Source organism: Undibacterium cyanobacteriorum, assembly GCF_031326225.1.
GTDB lineage: Bacteria > Pseudomonadota > Gammaproteobacteria > Burkholderiales > Burkholderiaceae_D > Undibacterium > Undibacterium cyanobacteriorum.
Window position 1 is genome coordinate 763194 of the sequence record NZ_CP133720.1, and the last position, 22133, is coordinate 785326.

Genomic DNA, 22133 nt, shown 5'->3' on the forward strand with positions numbered 1-22133 from the left:
TTAATAAACGTCTCGACGATAACGTCCTTGCTCACGTAGTTGGTCTACGCCAGCGTCACCGAGGATATCTCGCAAAGCCTGATCAACCTCGGCCGCCATTCCTTGTAAGCTACCACACACATAAATGGCGGCGCCATTATCGATCCATGCTTGAAGTTCTGTGCCAGCCTCGCGCAATTTATCTTGGACGTAGACGCGCGTCGTTTGATCGCGAGAAAAAGCGAGATCGAGTCGATTTAGATAGCCATTTTCTTGCATGGCCTCCAGTTCGTTCTTGAACAAGAAATCATACTCGCGTTGACGCTCACCAAAGATCAACCAGTTCTGCTGTGCATGTTGCACCTGACGTTGTTTTAAATGGGCGCGCAAGCCGGCGATCCCAGTGCCATTGCCGATCAAGATCATAGGATGGTGTGGGTCGGGCTCGTGAAAACTACGGTTGCTGCGTATGCGTGCGGCAATCGGAGCGCCGAGCGACGCTTGGGTATTGAGCCACGTCGAGGCCAGACCTGGGCTGCCATCGGCTTGATAGGCCTGACGCACGACGAGTTCAAGGAAGCCGTCGCTGGGCACGGAAGCGATTGAATACTCGCGATGCGCTGGTGTGCTGGATGAGCTGTGTTTGGCTTGCTCTGCGGGACCCGGAAATACTTCGACGATATCGCCGGCTTGCCAAGTGTCGACATCCTTCACATCAACTGGCGCTTTCAAACGTAACCACATAATCGGTGCGCCGAGGCTGCCGATGTTTAATTGCTGACGTTCGACCAAGGTCCACTGTTGGTAAGCTGCGTTCTGCCACGCCTCGACCTTGGTTTGTCCTGTCAGCTGTGCTAATTGGTTTTGCCATTGCTGAAGCGCCGCTTCATTGCCATCATCGACTTCGATCGTTTCAAATATGCGCTGAGCGCCTCGGCCTTGCAAAGCGCGATCGAGCGCATGACCAAAGGCACAGAATGCTTGGTAGTGACGATCGCCTAAAGCCAATATCGCGTATGAGAGTCTCGACAAATCGAGGTCGTCTTCGGCCAGTGTCGCCATGATGGTAGCGGCGCTATCAGGTGCATCGCCTTCGCCAGTGGTGCTGGCAATCAACAGCAATCGGCTGTTCTCTGGCTGCTGACGTAAATCGAGATCTTTGATGTCACAGATCTCGATGCGAAGCGAGGTCTGTTCGGCCTTCGATAAACTCGCGTAACTGAGTTCGGCAAGCTGTTCGGCATAGCCGGTTTGACTGGCGAATACAACGGTGATGGTCTGTGCAGCATTCGATTGATCAATGATGGCTGTGGTCGCTTGTCGTGCGAGCTTTAAGGCAGAGCTGTGTTCGTGTTTTATTTTATGGCGCAGCAGCGACCAACGGGTGAAACGCATGAAGGCAATCGTTAAGCTGATCGCGATCAAACCACGGATGGTCGCGGCGTTAAAAAACGAATCCAAGGGGAGCACAGAAAAAGCCAGACTCATCAGTAGCGACAAGCTCATGAGGATGATCTGTGACCGTGCTTGTGCCGCGAGCTCGGTCGCCGGGCTGGAGGCCAATGTCTCGTGCGTGGATTGTGGGGGAATGTTGGAATGAGTGGCAGAAGTCATGAATCTAATGCTGGGATTTTTGTGCGGTCATCGCTTGCATTTACGGTTTCATCGAGCTCAGACGTCTCGTCGAGCATGCGTAAATAAGCAGGGCTGAAACTCTCTCGATAATGTGCTGCGCCGTGCTGATCAAACTCGCGCACCACCAAGCGCGCAGCGACTTGTAAGGATTGTGCATAGGCGAGTCCTTGATCCGGCCCAAGTACGCTGATGGCGGTTGCCAGTGCATCGGCAATCATGCACTCTGGATGTAAGACGGTAACGCTGCACAAGCCATGTTGTACTGGGTAGCCCGTACGCGGATCGATGGTATGTGAAAAGCGTTGCTGATCAACTTCGAAATAGCGGCGATAGTCACCCGAGCTGGCGATGGATAATCCGTGTAAGGCTACAATGTCCGCATCATGTATTTTCTGTTCGTGCTGGGCGTTTTGCGGCTGGCCCGGTGGATTTTCGAGCTCAACCCACCAAGGCTGATAGTCAGGTTTCATGCCCCAACCGCGTAATTCACCACCCACTTCGATCAGATAAGACGGAATCTTCTTAGATCGCAAATAACGCGCTACCAGATCGACACCATAACCCTTCGCCGTTGAGCACAGGTCGAGATGGATGCCTCCAGCTTGGTAACAGTGCCCGTGAAGATTGTCCGGGTCTTTTCGATAGCGGAGGCTGCGCCAGTTGGTCATTGCGACGGCTGCCTGAATTTCTTTCCTGCTTGGACAGCTCGCCACTTTGCCCGCTGCACCAAATCCCCACAGATCGGCAAGATGACCGATGCTTGGGTCATACGCACCTTGCGTCTGCTCGGCGAGGAATAAGGCATGCTCGAGCACCTCACAGAATGCCTGTGGAAGCTTGTGCCAAGTGCCAGCCTCAGCGCGATTGAAACGCATCAAATCTGAATCGTTTTCCCACGGACTCATTTGCGCGACCACCAAATCAAGCTGCGCTTGAATGCCTTGTTGTAGTTCGTGAATGCGCGCTTCAATCGTAGTGTTGTGCCCTTGATCAGGTGGCAGATAGAGTTGTACCTGCCAGCTGGTTCCCATGCTGAGTCCATGCAAGTTGACGTAATCACTTTCCTCAGGCGGTGCTTCCAGATTCTCCAAAGCGAGCGGCAACAGCACGCGTCGATCGGAATCTAGAGGCATCGACGCCTGTTGTATGCCGCTGGAAGTTTCACTAGCTTGCATGGATCAGATCTGTTTGCGTGATCAACAATTGAGATGATAACTATGGAGATGAAAATTATTGCGGCATGACTTCTAACGTAGCGACATAGCTAGCGCGACGTTCTTTGGCGGCACTGATCGCTGCTTTATTGTCGTTGGCACGCGCCTGCATCCAATACATCCCTGCACCTTGCCATTGCACCGTGAACTTGCCCTCGGCGTCGGTGGTGTAATTTTTCTCACCAAGGTTTTGGCGGTAGCGTGCGCCGCCAGGAATGACAGTCACTTTAATGCCCGCCGCTGGCTTACCATCGAGCAGCATTTTGAAAGTCGCCGGTTCACCATCGACGATGTCGTTAGGATGCGATACCGCGCCGAGTTCTAAGCCCTTACCCGTGGCTTGTAAAGCGGTCTGAGTGGGTTTGCCATTGGTCACGAAAGTTTCAATGCGGCTTTGAGCCTGCAAGACTTGTAATTCTTCGGCATTCGCTGGGACTTCTTTAGCAAACGCTTCGACCGTACCGCGCCAACGTTTTGGAGCGCCATTCTCTTTGTAATTGGCGATGATGAAGTCATTGACGATGCTGACTTTATACGTGCCTTGTAGCGTGGCGCGCAAATCAAAACTATTGCGTAGCTTGCCTAGTGCAACACCTTCTGGTTTGACGATACTACCGTCAGCGGCGGTGATGACGAGGTTGTCGATGCTGAGTGTATTGTGGTCGAAATAAAAAACGTTTTCGCCGACTGCTGCATCAAAAGTGATCAGAGGCGCATTGCCTGAGTTTAATGTCATGCCCGGCAAAATAAATGGGCGATCGGCGTGTGCACTGGATGCCAGCATCGTGCTGCCAGCTACAATGGTGAGTGCGGCGAGCGTTAGTTTGAGGCGACTTTGTTTGAGCGTTTGTTTCAGGGTGTGTTTGATGGTGTCCATGCTAAATTCCTTTGCGAATGTTTGTCGAGTAGCGTTCTAGCGCAACTTATTTCTTCACTTGGACGCTGACTTTGCCCAGTTCATTGTTCCCTTGTGCGTTGACCACGCTATCTTTACCATTCCATTGGAACGGGACTTTCACTACTTCGCGGCCACCACCTTCACGTGCTGCTTCGACGATCAAGTTGTAATCACCGGCTGGTAATTTAGCGAGCGCGTTGCTGTCGCCTGCGAAGCTCAAAGTATGTTCACCAACCACACGTGTGGCAGCACTCACGCCATCGACTGGCAAGGTCAATTCGCGACCAGTACGACGCCACCATTGACGCAAATCTTTGAGCCATTTCGTGCCGGCATTGTCTTTCTTTTTGACGTCATACCAGACTTGCAAATTCGCAGCCAAGCTTTGGTCTGGACGCTCGATCCAGAGTGCGACGTAAGGTTTGTGGTATTCGGCGACATCTAATTTGGGCACTTCCACTTTGACGATCAAGTCGGCGGCCAACGCGTTCGAACCGAGGAAAGTGCTGATCGCCACGGGAATGATTTTTTGAATGTGTTGCATGGATGATTTAGCTTGCATAGTGAGCCTCATAGAAATCAGATGAATACTGGTGTTTAGACTTGTGTTTGTACTTGTGTTCGTAATTGTGTTCGTAATTGTGTTTGTGTTTGGTTGGCCAAAAACTAGTGAATAAATAAGATCGCCAGTATCAATGGAGTCAGCAATCCTAACGTTACCATCGGCCAGGTCAGTGCGCGTGTGTTGGAATGCATTTTCAACAGAAATAAACCGGTTACGCAAAAGATCAAACAGGCTAGGGCAAAGATATCGATAAACCAAGCCCATGCTTTGCCCGTGTTGCGACCTTTGTGGAGATCATTGAGATAGGCGATGGCACCGCGTCGCGTCAGTTCGTATTCAAATTCTCCGTTGTCCAAGCTGATGCGTAGCCAAGCGTCGCCACCGGGGCGGGGTAGCGCGACATACAATTCTTCGGGCGACCATTCGGCGGGTTTGTTATGAATCTCGATTCCTTGCTCTTGCTCAAACCAGTTACTGAGTTGCTTGGAAACCGGGCTATTCTTGCCTTGCTGTTGTGTGGTTTGAGTCACCAGTGCTTGCAAGAGAGGGCTCGGTAAGCTGCCTTTTTTGGAGGTGATTTGCGGCTTGGCCTCAATGTCGCTGGCATGGTTGAGGGTGAAACCCGTGATGGCAAACAGCATCATCGCGATCAAGCAGATGGCAGAGCTGATCCAGTGCCAGTTATGTAAATGGCGCAACCAAAATGCGCGGCGTTGCTGAGGGCTTGCGGTCACGGCGTTCAACTTATGAATCGTATGTAAATGAAGTTAATTAAAATTGCTACTGCAGGCGAAGCGCTCATTATAGGTGCTTACTCGCACGCGAATGCATCGAGATGTAACAGCGCACCGTTCCTGCAGAAGGTGATCAATGCATTCCCAAGTTTTGTACTGGCCTGCTTTAAGTTCTACGGCACTTTCGTCATCTGCTTCGAAAGACCTACCGAGATGGCAAGAAGTTCATTTTTTGAGCACAGGTGTTGATCTAACTTGAGATCGATCAAACGATCGCGTAGTCTCTTTGAAACCGATGAGCAAGTCGAATTGTAGGCGGATTATCGTTTTTTGTAAATGGGAATCATTCTCATTTAAATGGAATGAAGCCCCTTCGTTGGCTTCATTCGCAGACAGGGAAGCTGGGAGGTCGCCTGCGCTATTAGGCGAGCGGGAATTGCAAACTGATTTGTAGGCCGCCTTCAGTGCGATTGCGAGCGATGATGGTGCCTTGATGGTGATGCACGATTTGTTTCGTGATGGCGAGACCCAGACCGTGACCATGTACAGCCTGCGTCGTCGCGCTACTGCGATAAAAAGGATCGAAAATGGATGCGAGATCGCTTTCGGCCACACCTGGCCCTTGATCAGCGACCTGCACGATGCCGAATGCGTCAGCATGTGCATCACTCGTCAGTTGATCGACGATAATGCGGATCTGGCTTTGAGTGGGGCTGTACTTAATCGCATTGCGAACCACGTTTTCGATCGCTCGGGCAATCAAATCAAACTGTGCGAGCATCTTAAAGTCTTGTGTCAGCGTGTAGTCAATGGTTTGCCCCTGTTGCTCAGCCTCGAAGCGCCAATCATCAATCATCGCATCCATCACTTCACTGATGTAAATTGCTTCTTTCGGGACCGCGAAGGCCCCCGCTTCTAATCGGGCCAAGGTCAGTAACTCTTCAATTAAGTGATCCATGCGCCCGCTTTCGCGCTCGATGCGGTCTAGATAAGTCAGTGTGCGATCAGGTTGTTGATGAATCAAACCAATCGCCGCTTGCATACGCGCGAGTGGTGAGCGCAACTCATGCGAGACATCGTGCATGAGCTTGGTTTGCTGATCCATCACGGCTCGTAAACGACTTGCCATGTGATCAAAACTGCGACCCAGCTGATGCAATTCATCGTCGATCAAATGTTTGCGCTCTGTGAAGCGAGGCTCTAATTTTCCCTGCGCGGCTTCTTCGAATGCGGTTTGTAGCGCCATCAAAGGACGCGTGAACAACCACGCGAGAAATGCCGCGAAAGTCAGGCTCACAAAAATCGCCGCAGCGATCAGAACCCATGGTGTCAGCACTGAATTGCGTGGTGGCCCTTTCATATCCCGCTTCGGACCATCGCGATGTTGTGGACCTCGATCAGCGCCCAATGGTGGTGACGATGGATGGTTTGTTTCCAGCGATGGAAAATCAGCCGCAGCACCTTCATTGGCGGGCGGCAGTGGTGGCGGTGGCGGTGCTACTCGACGCGGCTCTTGCCTTTCACTTGGTGGCTGGGCTGGATGTCCTTGAGGTCCTTGATGTCTGTTTAGGCCACCATCTCTATCGCGCGCTTGATCATGTTGTTGATTGCGAGGACCAGAATCAGCCGAGCCGATCGTCGGTAACATGTGATCAATTTCGTGTAAGCCGCGGCTCGGTAATTGGGTGGGCTTGAGTAGGAACAATAAGTAGCTCTTGCCCTTGAGTTCCAATTTACGCACAGACGCTTTGCTGAACTCATTGCGATCAGTTCTTTGTAATTCGAGTTCGGCTTCTTGCAACATGCTTGCGCTAATGGGCCGACCAATTAAATCGGTCTTCTTATCAGTTCCGAGATCGACCACCGTCACGCGATGATGCTGCATTTTTTGAAGCAATTGCATGAGGGCAGCTTCGCCACCAAATTGCAAAGTCGCGGCGGCTGATTCGATGGACTCGCTGGCGCGTGGACTCGTATCGAGAAGCTGCAGCTGCGTTTCGACTGATGTTGCTTGGCGATTTTTCCACCAAATTGCGGCACCTATCGCTAAGGTGGCGGCGACTTGCGCCAGCAAAATTGCGGCGAAAAATTTCCAGAAGAGACGACTGGAAAAAAGACCTGTCAATGAAAATTGTTCGCGCGTAGCCATGTCAATCTTTAATCAATTGATAGCCAACGCGATACACGGTTTGTACGCAAGAACGACCATCTTCTAGCTTGCCCAGTTTATGCCGCAGGCTGCTGAGATGCACGTCGATATTTCTATCGAATTTTGCCATCGGTCGACCGAGTGCTTGTTCCGATAAGGTGTTTTTGTTGACGGGTGTACCAGCATGCCGAATCAATACTTCAAGCAAATTGAATTCGGTACTAGTGAGTTCCAGCGTACTGCCATCCCATTGAGCGCGTCTCTGCATGGGCCACAATTCTAGTTTGCCAAATACCAAAGAAGCGGCTGCCGCATCATGGCTCGTTTGCGCTTGACTGCGGCGTAAAATCGCCCGAATCCGAGCCACCAGTTCGCGCGGTGTGCAGGGCTTGGTGACGTAGTCATCAGCACCTAGTTCGAGTCCAACGATACGATCGGTGTCGTCGCCTTTGGCTGTCAGCATTAGGATCGGCAAACGGCTATGGGCGCGTATCTGGCGTAGCGTTTCTAAGCCGTTCATTCGCGGCATCATTACATCTAAAATGGCGATCGCGAATTGACCAGATAAAGCCGCCACACAACCAGCATGACCGTCGTATTCGATGTGCACTTGGAATCCATCCTGTTCCAAGAATTCTCGGAACATATTCACTAATTCAACGTCGTCATCGATGAGTAGGACTCTATTCATTCGTGCAAAGCTTTATCGGAAAGGTGTGGTCTGAATAATCTTATGAAACTGAATTGGGTAGTTTGATCATAACAAAGAATGCCGGCAAAGTTGCTGGGCTTTACTTGAATTTACATAGATTTTGTCACCCATCTTTACATAGATTTACGCGAGTTTTACGGCACTTTACGCATGCAATGCGGATAATCTCCGCTAACAGATGGCAGCAAGGATGTGGCAAAACAACAAGGAAGGAGTAGGCAATGTCGATCAATGCAATTACTCAGAATGTTCAGAACTCGACAACGGTGGGTTCGAGCTATGCGCAAGTCAATCCTAATCGAGCTGGTCAAAGACCACCGCCGCCACGAGGCCTGGAAGGTGGTGGCGGTGGTGGTGGCGGAGTCGGACGCCTTTTGGGCGCGATCGCCAATGCCTTACAAAATTTGGGGCAAACGCAAACGACCACTGGCACGACCAGCAGTACCAGCGACACGAGCAATACGGATCAACTGATCCAAGGCGCGAGCAATGAGAGTGATTCCAGCGATACCAATGCAGCCGGTAGCACTAACAATGCCGCGCAGGCGCTGGGGACTTTCTTACAGGATCTGATGGCGGCGCTGCAGCAATCCTCGGGAAGAGGTGAGTTTGGGAAAGGTGCGCCGCCGCCACCTGCTGATTTGGACGCTGGTGGAGGCGGTCCGCTCGCCAAGGACTTGCAAAATCTCATTCGTCGTTTGAGTTCATCGACTAGCACGGGAACCAGCGCGGCGACCGACTCGGCGACCACTAGTGGCACAGGAGATTCAACGTCGGTAACCACTTCCAATACCACCAGCGCAAGCACCGATGCCTTGAGCCAATCATTCTCGGATTTGCTCGATGCCTTGGGCCTGTCGTCACAAGACAACGATACAAGCCTGCAGAATTTTTTACAGACGATATTGAGTCAAGTGAATCAAGGTGGTCGGCAAGGAAACTTTATCAATACGAGTGCTTAGCGATCCATTGATCAAGTGGATGCAGACAGAAATTGGAACGTTTGACTTCAAAGGAAGTGATCGTGTGTCCGAAGAATTTGTGAAAGGAGAAGTAATAATGAAAGAACATGGTTTAGCCGCAGATCTGGACGCCATATTGGCACTGAATACCGACCGCCGCCAAAGCTTACGGTGGTTAGCCGTGGGCCTCGCGGGCTTGCCTTTATTGGGATGTGGTGGCGGTGATAGTGTCGCTTCCGTGACCAGTACAAGTACGAGTACTGGTTCGGGCAGTACTTCTGGCACAAGCGGTTCCGGTACATGTTCCGTTATCCCAGAAGAGACCGCCGGACCGTATCCGGGTGATGGTACCAATTCGAATACTTCTGGTATCGTCAATGTGCTGGCGATGAGTGGGGTGGTGCGTCGTGATATTCGTGCGAGTTTCAATGGCGCTAGTGCGGTAGCAGACGGTGTTCCATTAACGATTAAACTCAAAATCAATAACGCGAATGCGAGTTGTGGTGCGGCTGGTGGTTTTAGCGTGTACTTGTGGCATTGCGATAAAGATGGAAATTACTCTTTGTACTCGTCCGGCGTGACCAATCAAAATTATCTGCGTGGGGTGCAAGAGGCGGATGCAAACGGTGAAATCATATTTACATCGATTTATCCAGGTTGCTATTCGGGACGGGTGCCCCATATTCACTTCGAAATCTTCCCGAGCTTGGCAAAGAGCACGAGTGTTTTGAATCGCATCAAGACTTCACAATTGACCTTTCCGACGGCTATTTCGCAAGAGGTGTACACCGATAGTCGCTATAGCGCCAGTGTGAGAAATCTCGCGCAAATTAGTTTTGCGACGGATAACGTTTTTAGTGATGGAACGAGCTTGCAAATGGCCACCGTCACCGGTAATTTGACCGAGGGGTATGTGGCAAGTTTGACGATCAATGTGAGCGCCTAGGTGGTGGTGAGCTAGCTTTGTTGAATATTGCGAGGGAGACGGTCTACAACGACGATCTAAGATAACTGCCTATAGTTCTACGCTGCATTCCAACAACAAGCGAAATCTGCTCATTTCAGTGAGTCTGCCTGCAGGAAATGGATTGTGGTAAGGTGCTTGCGGCACCTGCCCTTGTCTATTTCTTGCGGAGAGTTCTCGGTATGAGCGACACCATATCTTGGTTTGGTTGGCTACCTGATCAGCCCGATGAGCGCGATCATCATTATCATGCTGATAGCGCTCTGCTGCGGCAACTACCCAATAAAGTCGATTTGCGACCGCATTGTCCGCCTGTGTTTAATCAAGGAGAAAAGATAGGCAGCTGTACCGCGAATGCGGTCTGTAATGCGTTTCGTTATAACTTGATGCGTCAGCATAATCAACATCGTTTTTCGCCGTCGCGCTTGTTTCTGCATTACAACGCGCGCGCCTTGGTGGGTAAGCAGAGGCAGAACCATGGCGCACAAATTCGCGACGCTATGAAGAGTCTTTCCAAGCAAGGTGTTTGTCGTGAGTCGGCATGGCCCTATGTCGCTAAACATTATGCAAAGAAACCACCAGCACTGGCCTATGAGCAAGGCTTAGAACACCAGAGTATTTGGTATCAACGTCTGCCACGGCAATTGTCGCAACTCAAGGCTTGTCTGGCCGAGGGCTTTCCTTTTGTGTTTGGTATGACGGTATATGAATCCTTTGATTCTGCTGCTGTGGCGAAAACGGGCGTCCTTCATTTGCCACGCAAAGAAGAAAAGAAGGTGGGCGGTCATGCCGTGTTGGCGGTGGGTTACGATGAGCGATCTCAGCGCTTTATCGTCATGAATTCATGGGGTAATGACTGGGGTATGAAAGGCTATTTCACCCTACCTTACGACTATTTAGTCAAAGGCAATTTAGCCTCGGATTTTTGGACATTACGCTCTGTTGAAATGTAATCAGGCGTCGTTGTCAACTGAGTCTCGCCAACGAAAAAGCCGCGCTGAATCGATCAAGCGCGGCTTTTTTGTTTGGTGTGATGGTGAGACTACTTCTTGGATTGAAGTTCTTTCGCCACTTTCTCAACATCAGCCATCACGCGTAGGAGATTGCCGCTCCATAGTTTCGCGATCTGTGCTTCGGTGTAACCGCGGCGCACCAACTCAAGTGTGACGTTAAAGGTTTCGCTGGCATCATTCCAACCATCGATGCCTCCACCTCCATCAAAGTCTGAGGAAATGCCGACATGATCGATGCCGATTTTTTTGACCGCGTAATCGATATGGTTAACAAAATCTTTTACTGTGGCGCGCGTTGGTGCTGGTAATTGCGCGTCAATTTCGGTGAGGCGTTTCAAAATTTGTTCGCGCGTTTCTTCGCTCATGCCATTCGGTGTACCTCTACGAATACCTGTGAGTGATACTGTTTCCCCTAAATTGAATTCCTTACGCAAAGCGGCGAAGGCAGCACGTCGTTCTGTGCTATCCGTTTTGACGTAAGTGTTGAAGGCGACAATCTGCGCCACGCCGTTGTTGGCTTTCAAGGCCAGTAGTTGTTCATCGTCGAGATTGCGGCTGACATCGGCCAGAGCACGGACCGCGGAGTGGGAGGCGATGATCGGTGCTTTGGTAATTTGTAGCGATTGCATCATCGACTCTTTCGATGGATGCGAGATGTCGATCATGATGCCAACGCGATTCATTTCTGCGATGACTTGTTTGCCGAGCGGAGATAAACCATTCCATTTCCAACCGATCGCTTCGCCGGTATTCGAATCAGATAACTGGCTATGACCTTGATGGGCGAGCGACATGTAACGTGCTCCACGATCATAAAATTCTTTCACGCGTTTCACCGCTGTTTTCTCGTCGCCAAGCGGATAAGCATTTTCAACGCCGATCAATGCTACTTTCTTGCCCTTGGCGTTAATTTTGCGTACATCGTCAGCGGTGCGGGCAAACTCGATCAAATTCGGCGCCAACACTGTGGTCATGCGATGGATCGCTTCAAAGCTATTAATCGCAGTGTCATAGGCTTTTTTGTAGCCCGCTGCGGTGAAAGCCTCAGCATCAGTCGCTTGGTTGGTATAGACGATAAAGAAGGAGGCATCGAGACCACCCTTAATCATCTTCGGCAGGTTGACTTGGTTTTCAAGTTCTTGCGAGTAATTACGTGAAAAACCGAAATTGCCGACATCAATATCGTTGTGAGTATCCAGCGTGATCACGCGTTGATGAATACCTTTTGCCTTCGCGATGAGCTGCTCTTCACTGAGTTGCTTTGGTGCGGCACTCTTTGCGACAGCTTGTTGATTCGGGGTCGCAATAGCGTAATTGAATCCGGCCAGGCTAAGAGCAAGGCTAAGGGGAAGAAGGGCTAGGCGGTTCATGGACATCCTTTCACTTGGGTTTGTGGCAGCAATCGTTAACTGCAAGAGCGGGCGACTCGCTGGCGAGCTTGGCTAAAGTGCGTCGCTAAAGCGCAGTTAGAGTAGTCTGCCTATGAAAAGTTCAGAGGATTACCGTGCGTTGGCTGTCTAGCGGCGCTTAACCACCGGCCGTGGTCTCCGTGCTGACCTGATCCCAGTTGTCTTCCTCTTCATAGCAGCACATCCAATTCACCGCTTGATGCCATTCTCGCACTAATTCACCATCGATATTGCCGGGACTGGGTTTTTGATGCAAGACAGCGTGGCGCACGGCCCAGTGCAAGCGATACAGTAAATCCGACCAATCCATAATGACATCTTTACGGCGCAGCTTGATTTTCTCGCCCAGTGTGGGTGCTGCGCTTTGGTTTGCTTGATCACCTTGTTCACATTGTAGCTGAGTAGGAAAGCAGGCTAGAAGCTCACGCACATCGCAAGGTTTTTGCCCGAGATCGATCTTGGGAACGAGGCCCGCACACCATCCGAGAAAGTGAAATGCATGTTGACGTAGTGCGAGGCTTGGCGTGCTATCGATGCCATGTTGGAGAAATTTGGTTTCCGCTTCCGATAGACAATTTAGTAAGTGGTGACTTTCGAGATAGCGATAGACCGTGATCGAGCTGCCAGCGCTACCTTCCAGTTGTTTGCCATAGCTGACGGCCCACAGGGCAATCAGGCGTTGCACCACTTCTTCTGCACGGCGCAGTTGTACTTCTTCGTCGGCTTCAATCACGTGCAGACCAACGTTTATGCGAATGCCGCGCTTATGGAGTTGTAGCTCGGAGGCTTCTTTGCGTAGTTCTGGAGTCATGGGGCAAGTGAATCAGAGGAGAAACAGGATGGTGCCGAAGTTCGTCATTATCCCATGATGATGCTTGGATATAAAGTAGTCGAGACCACGCTCAGTCGCCGCGGATGCTGACGCTAGGGCGGCTGCATGCTAGACTTCGGTCTTTGATTTTTAGCTAGAAGAGCACACTTATGAACGTCGTCATCCTCGCGGCCGGCATGGGCAAACGCATGCAATCTAATCTGCCTAAGGTGTTGCACGCGATTGCTGGAAAACCCATGCTGAAGCACGTGATTGATACGGCACGAGGTTTGTCGACGGAAGCCGCAAAAATTTGCGTGATCATTGGCCACGGTGGTGAGCAAGTGCAAGCAGCGGTCGCCGCTGAAGATATCACCTTTGCGAAGCAAGAGCCACAGCTCGGTACCGGGCATGCGGTGGCGCAAGCGATCCCTCATCTTGACGATGCCATGCCAACTTTGATTTTGTATGGTGACGTACCGTTGACGCGTGCAACCAGCTTGCAAGCTCTAGTGAGTGCCGCGGGACAGGATAAATTAGCGATCTTAACCGCAGTGGTCGATCAGCCTTTCGGACTTGGTCGTATTGTGCGTGAAGACGGACAGATTCGTCGTATCGTCGAGCAAAAAGACGCAACGGAAACCGAACGTGCGATCAAAGAAATCAACACCGGCATCATGGTCGCCCCAACCAAAGCTTTGAAGCAATGGTTGCAAAATCTATCGAATAATAATGCGCAAGGTGAATACTATTTGACTGATATCGTGGCCGCCGCTGTTGCGCAAGGTGTGCCAGTGACTTCCGCTCAACCGCAAGCAGTGTGGGAAACTTTGGGCGTGAATAGCAAAACGCAATTAGCTGAATTGGAACGCTTGCATCAAGCCAATATCGCTCGTGAATTGATGGAGCAGGGCGTGACTTTAATGGACCCAAGTCGTATCGATGTCCGTGGTCGGTTGCAGTGCGGACGTGATGTCAGCATCGATGTGGGCTGCGTGTTCGAAGGCAATGTGGTGCTCGAAGACGGTGCCAAGATTGGACCACATTGCGTGATCAAAAATGCGCGCATCGGCACAGCTAGCGAGATCAAAGCCTTTTGTCATATCGAAGACGCGGTCGTTGGTGCGAAGGGTCAAGTCGGTCCGTATGCACGTTTGCGTCCTGGCGCAGAGTTGGCCGAAGACGTCCACATCGGTAACTTCGTTGAAGTGAAGAATAGCCAAATCGCCGCACATAGTAAGGCCAATCATTTGGCTTACATCGGCGATGCCACGGTCGGTAGTCGCGTCAATATTGGCGCGGGTACGATTACCTGCAATTACGATGGCGTGAATAAATTCCGTACCGTTATCGAAGATGATGCGTTCATCGGCAGTGATAGTCAGTTAATTGCGCCGGTACGAGTTGGTAAAGGCGCGACTTTGGGGGCGGGAACCACGCTCAGTAAAGACGCGCCTGAAGGAAAGTTGACCGTATCACGTGCCAAGCAGTTGACGATTGATGGCTGGCAGCGTCCTGTCAAAATCAAGAAATAGTTTCGCCAATAAGTTAGCTATATTTGGTGGCGATATGTACCAGCGATGTATGCTGACCATGCTAGCTGGTGATGTTGACTTTTGATATAGCTTACTCATGCGTATATTCAAGCACGCAGCACGGCATGGCAAAGTCTGCACCAATCTGGTGTTGCTGATCAAATAGGGAAGGGAACTGAGCTGAGCGACGACTGTTGTCGGCCTCGGTAGGCGCAAACCTGAGTGCTATTCGTTCGGTATTGCGCAGCAGATGCATGTTTTCTACTGTGCCCCAAAATAAGGGGGCGAGTTTCCGAATATCTTCTCTCGAATAGCGCAGCTTGCGCCTGATGTGTTCACTTTTGTTGGCGCTGTAGTGAGCAGCGTTTGCAACGATATGATTTAAAACTTGCCTGTCTTAACCTTCTCATTTGACCCATCAAAAGAGTTGGTTCTTTGAGGACTTGATACTGCTTGCTTTCTTACTTTCTTACTCTAATCACTTTGCGTACGAAGTTCTGGATTTCGCCAGCGCTTCAAAACACAAATTAACCTTGTTGTGTGTCGATGATATAGCTTGTCAACAAAGCAGCAACAGCGATCAAAGTAGCGATCAATTGGATTTCGATAAATTCCATGATGTTTTCCTTTAAAAAGTTTAATTTACGAACATTTCAAAACTACATTTTCTTGTCGCAGAATGTTTTTGAAACTGCATCACTTGCGACAGGTGGAATCATATCGAATCGATAAATATAAATACAATTTCGTTTTCCAATAACAATCATTCAAAATTTGTATATCTTGTCATCGTCAAGAAATAATTCAAACTTTTCGATGAAAATACAACGGAAAAATGCGCAGAAAGTCGAAAAAGTGGCGATGTTTCGACACTTTGTATTGCTTGATCAATCAAAATGAAGGCAGTGAAAGAATGAGGCTTTATTTGAGTTAGTTCAAGCTCATTCATTGTTGAGGTATTTGATGAGGATTTGGTCCGCAAAACCGAGACTAAATGCAGACTGGTATGCAGGTTTCAGATGAGGCAATTCGATTGAAGGCAGCGCATCTGATCGACTGCCTGAACCTTATGAATGAGGCCCGCTTAAGCTCGCTAAGTTGATCTGTGTCTCGAATTTGCTGCGATGGATAGAGAAAAAGCTCCTGACATTGCGCACATTGGCGTGACTCGCAAACAAGCGGTGCGCGAGAGCGTGATAACTTGCCATATCGGCGACCTGAATAATCAACACAAAATCAGGGCCTGGTGAAACGCGATAGCATTGTTGAACTGCGCTCTCACTGCGTACCAGCGTCTCAAACGCTAATTGATGCTCGGTGGCTTGATGGTCTAGCGTAATTTCTACAATGGCAGTCAGGCCCGCACCGAGTTTGTCGGCGGACAGGATCGCCACCTGTTTTTCGATATACCCTTCCTTCACCAGCCGCGCCACGCGCCGTAAGCAAGTCGGTGCAGAGGCATGCACCAACTTCGCTAAATCGTGGTTGCTTAAAGCATTATTGATCTGCAATTGCTGCAAGATGCGGCGGTCAAGTTCGTCCAAGCTGCTCATGGGTGAATGAAAATTCCAAAAATAATTGCGTTGTGACCAAAAATTTCATCAAAATGCTGATGTGAATCAATATACCAATATTCAAAACATTTTGAAAGAAAATTTCATTTGGTATGCCTTAGTATGAGTTCTTTTCGTGTTCAGCTTATTTTTAGCTTATTTTCAGCTTACTTTCAGCTTTTCTTCAGCCTAGGTTCGGTTCTAATTCCACTGAAATCAGCTAGAAATCTGCTCAACATGAAGTGACATTCAACTCAAACAGTGAAGAGGTTTCCTATGTGTGGCATCGTCGGTGCAGTTGCTCAACGTAATATCGCTCCCATCTTGCTCGAAGGCCTGAAGCGCTTGGAATATCGTGGCTATGATTCCTGTGGCGTCGCCTTGCATGTCGATGGCAAGCTGCAGCGTTCGCGCAGCACGGCGCGGGTCGCTGAGCTGCAAGCACAGGTCGAGCAAACCGGTCTAGCAGGTTTCACTGGCATTGCACACACACGTTGGGCAACCCATGGTGCACCGTCATCGGCGAATGCACATCCACATTTTTCGCGTCAAGGTGACAACGCCCGTATCGCCTTAGTGCATAACGGCATTATCGAAAACCACGAAGAATTGCGCGCCGAATTGACGCAGGCCGGTTATGTGTTCGAGAGCCAAACCGACACCGAAGTGATCGCGCATTTGGTCGATCATCTCTATAACAACGATTTGTTTGACACCGTACAGCAAGCGGTCAAACGCTTAACCGGTGCTTACGCCATCGCCGTCTTTTGTCGCGATGAGCCACATCGCGTGGTCGGTGCGCGGCAAGGTTCACCTTTGATTGTTGGGGTAGCCAAAGGCGAGAATTTCTTAGCGTCGGATGCGATGGCATTGGCTGGCACTACGGACCAAATCATTTATTTGGACGAGGGTGACGTGGTCGACCTGCAACTGCACCGAGTGTGGATTGCCGATGTTGATGGCAAACCAGTGGAACGTGAAGTGCGCACGGTGCACGCCCACACCGGAGCCGCAGAATTGGGCCCGTATCGTCATTACATGCAAAAAGAAATCTTCGAACAAGCACGTGCGCTTGGAGATACTCTGGAAGGCATCACCAATATCATGCCGGAACTATTCGGCGACAAAGCATTCCGCGTCTTTGAAGAGATCGACAATGTGCTGATCCTCGCTTGCGGCACTAGTTACTACGCCGGCATGACCGCAAAATATTGGATAGAAGCGATCGCCAAAATCCCGGTCAATGTTGAAATCGCCAGTGAATATCGTTATCGCGAAAGTGTTCCCAACCCTAAGAGCTTGGTGGTGACGATTTCTCAAAGTGGAGAAACGGCAGATACGCTGGCTGCGCTCAAACATGCACGCGAACTTGGCATGCCACATAGCCTAACGATCTGTAATGTATCAACCAGCGCCATGGTGCGTGAATGCGCCTTGGCTTACATCACGCGCGCCGGTGTCGAAGTCGGGGTCGCATCGACCAAGGCATTCACCACACAGCTGGCAGCACTGTTCTTGTTAGCTCTCACACTGGCGCAAAGCAAAGGGCGCCTAACGGATGCGCAGGAACAAGAACATATTAAAGCGCTGCGTCATTTGCCGGTGGCGATCACCGCGGTATTGGCATTGGAGCCGCAAATTATTGCGTGGGCAGATGAATTCGCCCGCAAAGAAAATGCCTTGTTCCTCGGACGGGGTTTGCATTATCCGATCGCCTTGGAAGGTGCCCTCAAACTCAAAGAGATTTCTTACATCCATGCCGAAGCCTATCCTGCAGGCGAACTCAAGCATGGCCCACTGGCACTCGTCACCAAAGACATGCCAGTCGTGACCGTCGCCCCGAACGACACGCTCATCGAAAAACTCAAATCGAACATGCAAGAGGTACGCGCCCGTGGCGGTGAACTTTATGTCTTCGCCGACGCCGATTCGCGCATCGCACCAAGCGAAGGTGTTCACGTGATTCGTCTACCAGAACACTACGGCATGCTGTCCCCGATACTGCATACAGTGCCACTGCAATTACTGGCCTACCACACCGCATTAGCGCGCGGCACCGATGTTGATAAGCCTCGCAACCTTGCTAAGAGCGTGACTGTGGAATGAGCGAGGTGTCAGGATGGCGGATACTAAATTCCTGAAAATGCTCGAGGATGAGTGCGATTCAGAATTATGCAAGTTGGGCTTTACCAGGTTGAGGCGAGGCGGAGTTGTTTGGGAATTTGATAGCAACTTTTTGGGATGGATTGGTTTGAATACTGGCAACCATGGCAATACGGTGAGGCTTAATCCCTTTGTCGGAATTCATGTCGTGGACATTATGAAATTATCTGCTGCGTTTTCGAATAAGAAATACGTGAAAGGGGGTACTGCAACATATGCAATTCATCTTGGGGAACTGGTCCCTAAAATTCCAACATTTGAGTTTGAAGTGGGCGCTGACCTTAATCCAGAGGCGAAACGGCTGGCATTGGCCATCTATGAGCATGGCTTAAAGTATATGGCGTCGCTTCGCAACTATGAAGCCTTAGGGCCATTTTTGTACGAGCGAATGCCGCTCCATGGAGGATATCCAGAGAGATACATTTTGTCATTGTATTGCGCGGGAAAAATCGACCAAGCGGATAAGCTCGCGAGCGCCATCGTCGAAGGCGAAAGTGCTTGGTCCGAATATTCAACGCCATCGATTACTGAATTCTGTAGAGCCTATCTTGAACATCGATGATTTCGCTTTGTACAATAGCTTGCAAGACAGGACTGCCAGCAATGTCTTCGAGTCAGAAAAAATGAGATGTTAGAGCAAGAACATTAGCACGCGGCACCGACGTTGATAAGCCTCGGAACCTTGCTAAGAGTGTGACGGTGGAATAACGATTGGCGCCTAAAAATTGACTTGACTAGCAGTCGAAAAAATTGAGTTAATTGCATATGCCACTTGGCATTCCGAGTCACCCCCCCCCGGAATGAAATTTTTAAGTGAGTGAACCATGGATATAGGTGTAACCTGTATCGTCGCAGGAGAGCTGGTGGCGATTTGCAATACTGTGGCTGTATTTGTAGAAGACTCTTTACGTAAGGTGTTTGATGAACGCTCATTTGGCAGTGGTGTGGAGCAATTTGTGGTTGCAATCGTTGCTGTGGATTCAAATGGTCATGCGAATGAGACATTCTCAAAAGGGCAAAATTCTGTCGGACGATTCAAACACCCTATAACTGCAAAAAGTATAAAGTACATGAGTCTAGCTATTTGTTTTGATGCAGAAAAGCTGATGAATCTGACATCGACAAAGTTTTTGGAAGTGTTTTGTTCTGAGCTTTTGATACGTTTAGATCATCCAGGAATCAAAATACCGAAAACGTTTGATTACAAAGAATTTTCTGCACAACTTAAACAGCATCTTGAAATTCTGAAGCGTGTTGAGATAGTAGAAAATTAGAGAACTCGACTTGGGCTCGCTAACTTTCACTAGACAGATTTAAGCCGCATAATCTAGATCAAAGAAGAAACGCTTATTTTTGGCAAACGATTCACCGAAGAGTTTAAACAAGAGGCACCAAAATCACGGACACTGGTCTCTCGACTGGTGTCTTTTCTATTTTGCGGCAGTAGACGGACCTCCTTCTCAGTTCTTGATGTTGTTAAATGTCAACTGAATTTGGAGGAAGTCCTGTGCATCGCGTGCTGAGATAAACAAACTAGTTGGAACAACTGATGCTACGAGATCTTTCGGAACAACAACGGGCGCTGGCTGATTACATGTCGGAGCTGTCTGAGGCTGCGTTTCACGCAGGCTGGATGGAAGCCTTGGAATTTGAACTTTGGGAAGCTGTTGTAACTGGGCCGCGACGTTTTGGGCAATTGGATATTAGCCAAGATCACATTCTTCACCTCTCTGAACTGCACAAGGCTTGTGGAGGTTGGATCCGGTTTGATGAGGAATACGAGGAAATTTTTGTACCAACGGGCGAATGGTTGAAACGTGTGGCGGAGTACCTTACTCCTATTGATCCATTGCAGTGGGCGCCTCATGGTGCAGCTGAGTAAAACCGCTAAGGCGTCACCAAATGAGTTGCCACTATTTCCTTTCATCGCTGACCATATACTTCTGTCTCGCAGCTTACCATTCTCCATGAAGCTGGCCAGTGATGATTCAGCTTACCCTAATTTTAAAATCCAAAATGATTAGACTTCTCATCGCAATCACTCTTTTAGCCTTATCTGGCTGCAGCGTAAACACAGAGTCTCAGTCGTGGCACTTTGTACAGTCTGTCGGCGGCATCACTGTGGGTACACCCGTTCGTGTTGACCGCGATTGGCGGCTTCCTCTCAATGCCAATGTCTCTGGGCTCAAAGAATTCACAGCCAAGCCCAGCACGATGAATTCAGGCATGGATTGTCGCAGTGTGGATGTCAGTATTGAAGGCAGCGCCATATTCCTAACGATCAAATCCGGACCCGCCGCTGAAGCGCGTAATGCGCAATGCCCACCCGCATTTCTTGGGCAACTAAAAGACGGCAAGTATGATGTGTTTTATCGGGGGGCGAACGAAGCACCAGCGCGTATCGGTGAGGTGTCGATTGGGCTCTAACTATTGGGCACTAACAAAAGGCTCAAGTCCGTTTCGTCTTTGCATCTTCATTGGACTATTGGCGGTTCCGCTGCGAGTTCAAGTTGGCTTGTTGTTACATTGTAGGTCTCACTTATGTCATTTCTCTCTAAGCGAATTTTAGCTTTTCTCCCTGGAAGCGTTTTAGTAGTTTTTTCGACGCTAACAATTGAGCGTGAAGATAAAGAAAGCTTGGTCTTGGACGCGGACGGTTGGCGTTTCGAGTTTAATAAAGTATCGAAGCTCATATTTCGATCAGGGCGCTTAGTTACTTCATTCGGCTCGATTCAGTCTGTCGATGTTGAACATTACGTCAATGGAAAACGCTTCGAGTGGTGTGTCCTCAAGTTGACACTACAAGATGGGCGAAAAATATTCGTTGGTCGTTCAATTAATAGTGCTGAACTATCAATCGTGGCTGCGCATATTGCTGATGCGGTGAGTAGATCCGTAAGAACGATTGAAAAGGTGGGTTTTTGATTGAGTATGAATTGAGGCCTAACACGGTGCCATGATCTTTCTTAGGATGCGTTAGATCGTTTCGCACTGTAATGAAACCGATCAAATATTTTCTGAGCTTAGTATCTTTCAAGATACTTGTTGCAGTCGACGACGCGAAGATGTTTAAGAATTTTTGGAGGGGAGAATCTCAATGAGCGATAGCGAATATCGTTCATTAATGTTGTTGTTCCAAGTGTTGGTAGATGACTTTCGCGAACGTCATAGTGAGCTGCTAACCGAAGAAAATAGTCCGGTAAAGCAAGTTAGAAAATTCGAAGCTAAGTCACTGTCACAGGCTAAGCGTTCTTTGATGGCTGGATTGAGCGATTTCATTGAATTTTCATTGGATTGGAGTGCCGCAAGAGTTGCGAGCTTGGATGCGGCATGTAGGGAAAAAGGAATCATCACTTTTTCTGAGTAAGGCTGCAATACTCAAAGAAGATCGCAAAGTTTATTAGCCGAGGTGAAATCAAGCGTATTGATGACGCCTACATGGTTCAATCTTTACTTGCCGCTCCCGCGGATTCGATGCCCTTAGAATTACGTGCAAGGCTCGAAGGCTTGATGGCTCATTGGCTTCTCCAAAAAGAATCAAAAAAGACGAAGAAGGTGAAGTCCACTAGTGTCGTTTGATTCATCGTCGATACCGATGACCAAATTCAGTGCGTCATCTTTCAACATGCCATTCTTTAACATGTAAAGACGCACATTTTTGCGCATCTGATTTTCCAAATTTTCTCTAAGTGTTGTTCCGCCTTCCCTAAGCACATGCAAAGTCCGTATTTTCATTGTATGGATTAATTTGCATGTTTATACTTGAACACATTTTGTAAATCTGTCGATTCAGTGCTGGATCGTGCATATAAATTTTTCGAGCGCGTGAACGAGTAT

Annotated in this window: 22 protein-coding genes; 11 read left to right on the top strand and 11 right to left on the bottom strand. The window is 49.4% G+C overall.

Annotated features, from left to right (window positions below):
- From RF679_RS03175 to RF679_RS03205, 7 genes are all read right to left on the bottom strand, one after another.
- Nucleotides 1–1593: a sulfite reductase subunit alpha gene (locus tag RF679_RS03175; RefSeq protein ID WP_309482773.1), complete on the bottom strand. Its 1593-nt coding sequence runs from the start codon at nt 1591–1593 to the stop codon at nt 1–3.
- Nucleotides 1590–2789 (bottom strand): FAD:protein FMN transferase, encoded by a 1200-nt coding sequence (locus RF679_RS03180; protein ID WP_309482774.1) that lies wholly within the window; start codon nt 2787–2789, stop codon nt 1590–1592. The genes RF679_RS03175 and RF679_RS03180 overlap by 4 nt, the downstream gene beginning before the upstream one ends.
- A gap of 55 nt (nt 2790–2844) precedes the next feature.
- Nucleotides 2845–3705, bottom strand: a complete 861-nt coding sequence (locus RF679_RS03185; protein WP_309482775.1) for a DUF4198 domain-containing protein — start codon at nt 3703–3705, stop codon at nt 2845–2847.
- A gap of 46 nt (nt 3706–3751) precedes the next feature.
- Nucleotides 3752–4270, bottom strand: a complete 519-nt coding sequence (locus RF679_RS03190; RefSeq protein WP_373921754.1) for a DUF2271 domain-containing protein — start codon at nt 4268–4270, stop codon at nt 3752–3754.
- Between the two features lie 122 nt (nt 4271–4392).
- Complete coding sequence (locus tag RF679_RS03195; protein ID WP_373921727.1) at nt 4393–5025, bottom strand: PepSY-associated TM helix domain-containing protein; 633 nt, start codon at nt 5023–5025, stop codon at nt 4393–4395.
- A gap of 421 nt (nt 5026–5446) precedes the next feature.
- Nucleotides 5447–7174: an ATP-binding protein gene (locus RF679_RS03200; RefSeq protein ID WP_309482777.1), complete on the bottom strand. Its 1728-nt coding sequence runs from the start codon at nt 7172–7174 to the stop codon at nt 5447–5449.
- A 1-nt stretch (nt 7175) separates the two neighbouring features.
- Nucleotides 7176–7865: a response regulator transcription factor gene (locus RF679_RS03205; protein WP_309482778.1), complete on the bottom strand. Its 690-nt coding sequence runs from the start codon at nt 7863–7865 to the stop codon at nt 7176–7178.
- Nucleotides 7866–8107: 242 nt separating this feature from the next.
- On the opposite strand from RF679_RS03205, the gene RF679_RS03210 reads away from it, so the two are divergent.
- The 3 genes from RF679_RS03210 (at nt 8108) to RF679_RS03220 (ending at nt 10765) form a co-directional block, all read left to right on the top strand.
- On the top strand, nt 8108–8848 hold the full coding sequence (locus RF679_RS03210; protein ID WP_309482779.1) for a hypothetical protein: 741 nt from the start codon (nt 8108–8110) through the stop codon (nt 8846–8848).
- A gap of 97 nt (nt 8849–8945) precedes the next feature.
- A complete protein-coding gene (locus RF679_RS03215) occupies nt 8946–9794 on the top strand; it encodes a peptidase associated/transthyretin-like domain-containing protein (protein WP_309482780.1) in 849 nt (282 codons plus the stop codon).
- Between the two features lie 200 nt (nt 9795–9994).
- Nucleotides 9995–10765 (top strand): C1 family peptidase, encoded by a 771-nt coding sequence (locus RF679_RS03220; RefSeq protein ID WP_309482781.1) that lies wholly within the window; start codon nt 9995–9997, stop codon nt 10763–10765.
- An 89-nt stretch (nt 10766–10854) separates the two neighbouring features.
- On the opposite strand, the gene RF679_RS03225 is transcribed toward RF679_RS03220, so the two are convergent.
- Entirely contained in the window at nt 10855–12195 is a 1341-nt protein-coding gene (locus RF679_RS03225; protein ID WP_309482782.1) for a dipeptidase, read from the bottom strand.
- Nucleotides 12196–12352: 157 nt separating this feature from the next.
- Nucleotides 12353–13045 carry a DUF4272 domain-containing protein gene (locus RF679_RS03230; protein WP_309482783.1) on the bottom strand — a complete coding sequence of 231 codons (693 nt, stop codon included), beginning with the start codon at nt 13043–13045 and terminating at the stop codon, nt 12353–12355.
- A 170-nt stretch (nt 13046–13215) separates the two neighbouring features.
- Between RF679_RS03230 and glmU the strand changes: the two genes are divergently transcribed.
- Nucleotides 13216–14580 (top strand): bifunctional UDP-N-acetylglucosamine diphosphorylase/glucosamine-1-phosphate N-acetyltransferase GlmU, encoded by a 1365-nt coding sequence (gene glmU, locus RF679_RS03235; protein ID WP_309482784.1) that lies wholly within the window; start codon nt 13216–13218, stop codon nt 14578–14580.
- A 1067-nt stretch (nt 14581–15647) separates the two neighbouring features.
- On the opposite strand, the gene RF679_RS03240 is transcribed toward glmU, so the two are convergent.
- The gene (locus RF679_RS03240) at nt 15648–16133 is read right to left on the bottom strand and encodes an Lrp/AsnC family transcriptional regulator (RefSeq protein WP_309482785.1); all 486 of its coding nucleotides are present in this window, start codon (nt 16131–16133) and stop codon (nt 15648–15650) included.
- 276 nt (nt 16134–16409) lie between these two features.
- Here RF679_RS03240 and glmS point away from each other — a divergent pair, with 276 nt between their 5' ends.
- The 7 genes from glmS to RF679_RS03275 all read left to right on the top strand — a co-directional run bounded on the left by glmS (nt 16410) and on the right by RF679_RS03275 (nt 21663).
- Entirely contained in the window at nt 16410–18239 is a 1830-nt protein-coding gene (gene glmS, locus RF679_RS03245; protein ID WP_309482786.1) for a glutamine--fructose-6-phosphate transaminase (isomerizing), read from the top strand.
- A 13-nt stretch (nt 18240–18252) separates the two neighbouring features.
- A complete protein-coding gene (locus RF679_RS03250) occupies nt 18253–18858 on the top strand; it encodes a hypothetical protein (RefSeq protein ID WP_309482787.1) in 606 nt (201 codons plus the stop codon).
- 262 nt (nt 18859–19120) lie between these two features.
- Nucleotides 19121–19570, top strand: a complete 450-nt coding sequence (locus RF679_RS03255) for a hypothetical protein (protein WP_309482788.1) — start codon at nt 19121–19123, stop codon at nt 19568–19570.
- 275 nt (nt 19571–19845) lie between these two features.
- Entirely contained in the window at nt 19846–20178 is a 333-nt protein-coding gene (locus RF679_RS03260; protein WP_309482789.1) for a hypothetical protein, read from the top strand.
- Between the two features lie 134 nt (nt 20179–20312).
- The gene (locus tag RF679_RS03265) at nt 20313–20723 is read left to right on the top strand and encodes a hypothetical protein (protein WP_309482790.1); all 411 of its coding nucleotides are present in this window, start codon (nt 20313–20315) and stop codon (nt 20721–20723) included.
- Nucleotides 20724–20837: 114 nt separating this feature from the next.
- Entirely contained in the window at nt 20838–21221 is a 384-nt protein-coding gene (locus RF679_RS03270; RefSeq protein WP_309482791.1) for a hypothetical protein, read from the top strand.
- Between the two features lie 172 nt (nt 21222–21393).
- The gene (locus tag RF679_RS03275) at nt 21394–21663 is read left to right on the top strand and encodes a hypothetical protein (RefSeq protein WP_309482792.1); all 270 of its coding nucleotides are present in this window, start codon (nt 21394–21396) and stop codon (nt 21661–21663) included.
- A 170-nt stretch (nt 21664–21833) separates the two neighbouring features.
- On the opposite strand, the gene RF679_RS03280 is transcribed toward RF679_RS03275, so the two are convergent.
- On the bottom strand, nt 21834–21962 hold the full coding sequence (locus RF679_RS03280) for a hypothetical protein (RefSeq protein ID WP_309482793.1): 129 nt from the start codon (nt 21960–21962) through the stop codon (nt 21834–21836).
- Nucleotides 21963–22133 lie beyond the last annotated feature (171 nt).

Bases quoted from the DNA above. Each gene is read 5' to 3' on its own strand.
- RF679_RS03175 (WP_309482773.1), bottom strand. From the start codon at position 1,593: ATGACTTCTGCCACTCATTCCAACATTCCCCCACAATCCACGCACGAG.
- RF679_RS03180 (WP_309482774.1), bottom strand. From the start codon at position 2,789: ATGCAAGCTAGTGAAACTTCCAGCGGCATACAACAGGCGTCGATGCCT.
- RF679_RS03185 (WP_309482775.1), bottom strand. From the start codon at position 3,705: ATGGACACCATCAAACACACCCTGAAACAAACGCTCAAACAAAGTCGC.
- RF679_RS03190 (WP_373921754.1), bottom strand. From the start codon at position 4,270: ATGCAACACATTCAAAAAATCATTCCCGTGGCGATCAGCACTTTCCTC.
- RF679_RS03200 (WP_309482777.1), bottom strand. From the start codon at position 7,174: ATGGCTACGCGCGAACAATTTTCATTGACAGGTCTTTTTTCCAGTCGT.
- RF679_RS03205 (WP_309482778.1), bottom strand. From the start codon at position 7,865: ATGAATAGAGTCCTACTCATCGATGACGACGTTGAATTAGTGAATATG.
- RF679_RS03210 (WP_309482779.1), top strand. From the start codon at position 8,108: ATGTCGATCAATGCAATTACTCAGAATGTTCAGAACTCGACAACGGTG.
- RF679_RS03215 (WP_309482780.1), top strand. From the start codon at position 8,946: ATGAAAGAACATGGTTTAGCCGCAGATCTGGACGCCATATTGGCACTG.
- RF679_RS03220 (WP_309482781.1), top strand. From the start codon at position 9,995: ATGAGCGACACCATATCTTGGTTTGGTTGGCTACCTGATCAGCCCGAT.
- RF679_RS03225 (WP_309482782.1), bottom strand. From the start codon at position 12,195: ATGAACCGCCTAGCCCTTCTTCCCCTTAGCCTTGCTCTTAGCCTGGCC.
- RF679_RS03230 (WP_309482783.1), bottom strand. From the start codon at position 13,045: ATGACTCCAGAACTACGCAAAGAAGCCTCCGAGCTACAACTCCATAAG.
- glmU (WP_309482784.1), top strand. From the start codon at position 13,216: ATGAACGTCGTCATCCTCGCGGCCGGCATGGGCAAACGCATGCAATCT.
- RF679_RS03240 (WP_309482785.1), bottom strand. From the start codon at position 16,133: ATGAGCAGCTTGGACGAACTTGACCGCCGCATCTTGCAGCAATTGCAG.
- glmS (WP_309482786.1), top strand. From the start codon at position 16,410: ATGTGTGGCATCGTCGGTGCAGTTGCTCAACGTAATATCGCTCCCATC.
- RF679_RS03250 (WP_309482787.1), top strand. From the start codon at position 18,253: ATGGCGGATACTAAATTCCTGAAAATGCTCGAGGATGAGTGCGATTCA.
- RF679_RS03255 (WP_309482788.1), top strand. From the start codon at position 19,121: ATGGATATAGGTGTAACCTGTATCGTCGCAGGAGAGCTGGTGGCGATT.
- RF679_RS03260 (WP_309482789.1), top strand. From the start codon at position 19,846: ATGCTACGAGATCTTTCGGAACAACAACGGGCGCTGGCTGATTACATG.
- RF679_RS03265 (WP_309482790.1), top strand. From the start codon at position 20,313: ATGATTAGACTTCTCATCGCAATCACTCTTTTAGCCTTATCTGGCTGC.
- RF679_RS03270 (WP_309482791.1), top strand. From the start codon at position 20,838: ATGTCATTTCTCTCTAAGCGAATTTTAGCTTTTCTCCCTGGAAGCGTT.
- RF679_RS03275 (WP_309482792.1), top strand. From the start codon at position 21,394: ATGAGCGATAGCGAATATCGTTCATTAATGTTGTTGTTCCAAGTGTTG.
- RF679_RS03280 (WP_309482793.1), bottom strand. From the start codon at position 21,962: ATGCGCAAAAATGTGCGTCTTTACATGTTAAAGAATGGCATGTTGAAA.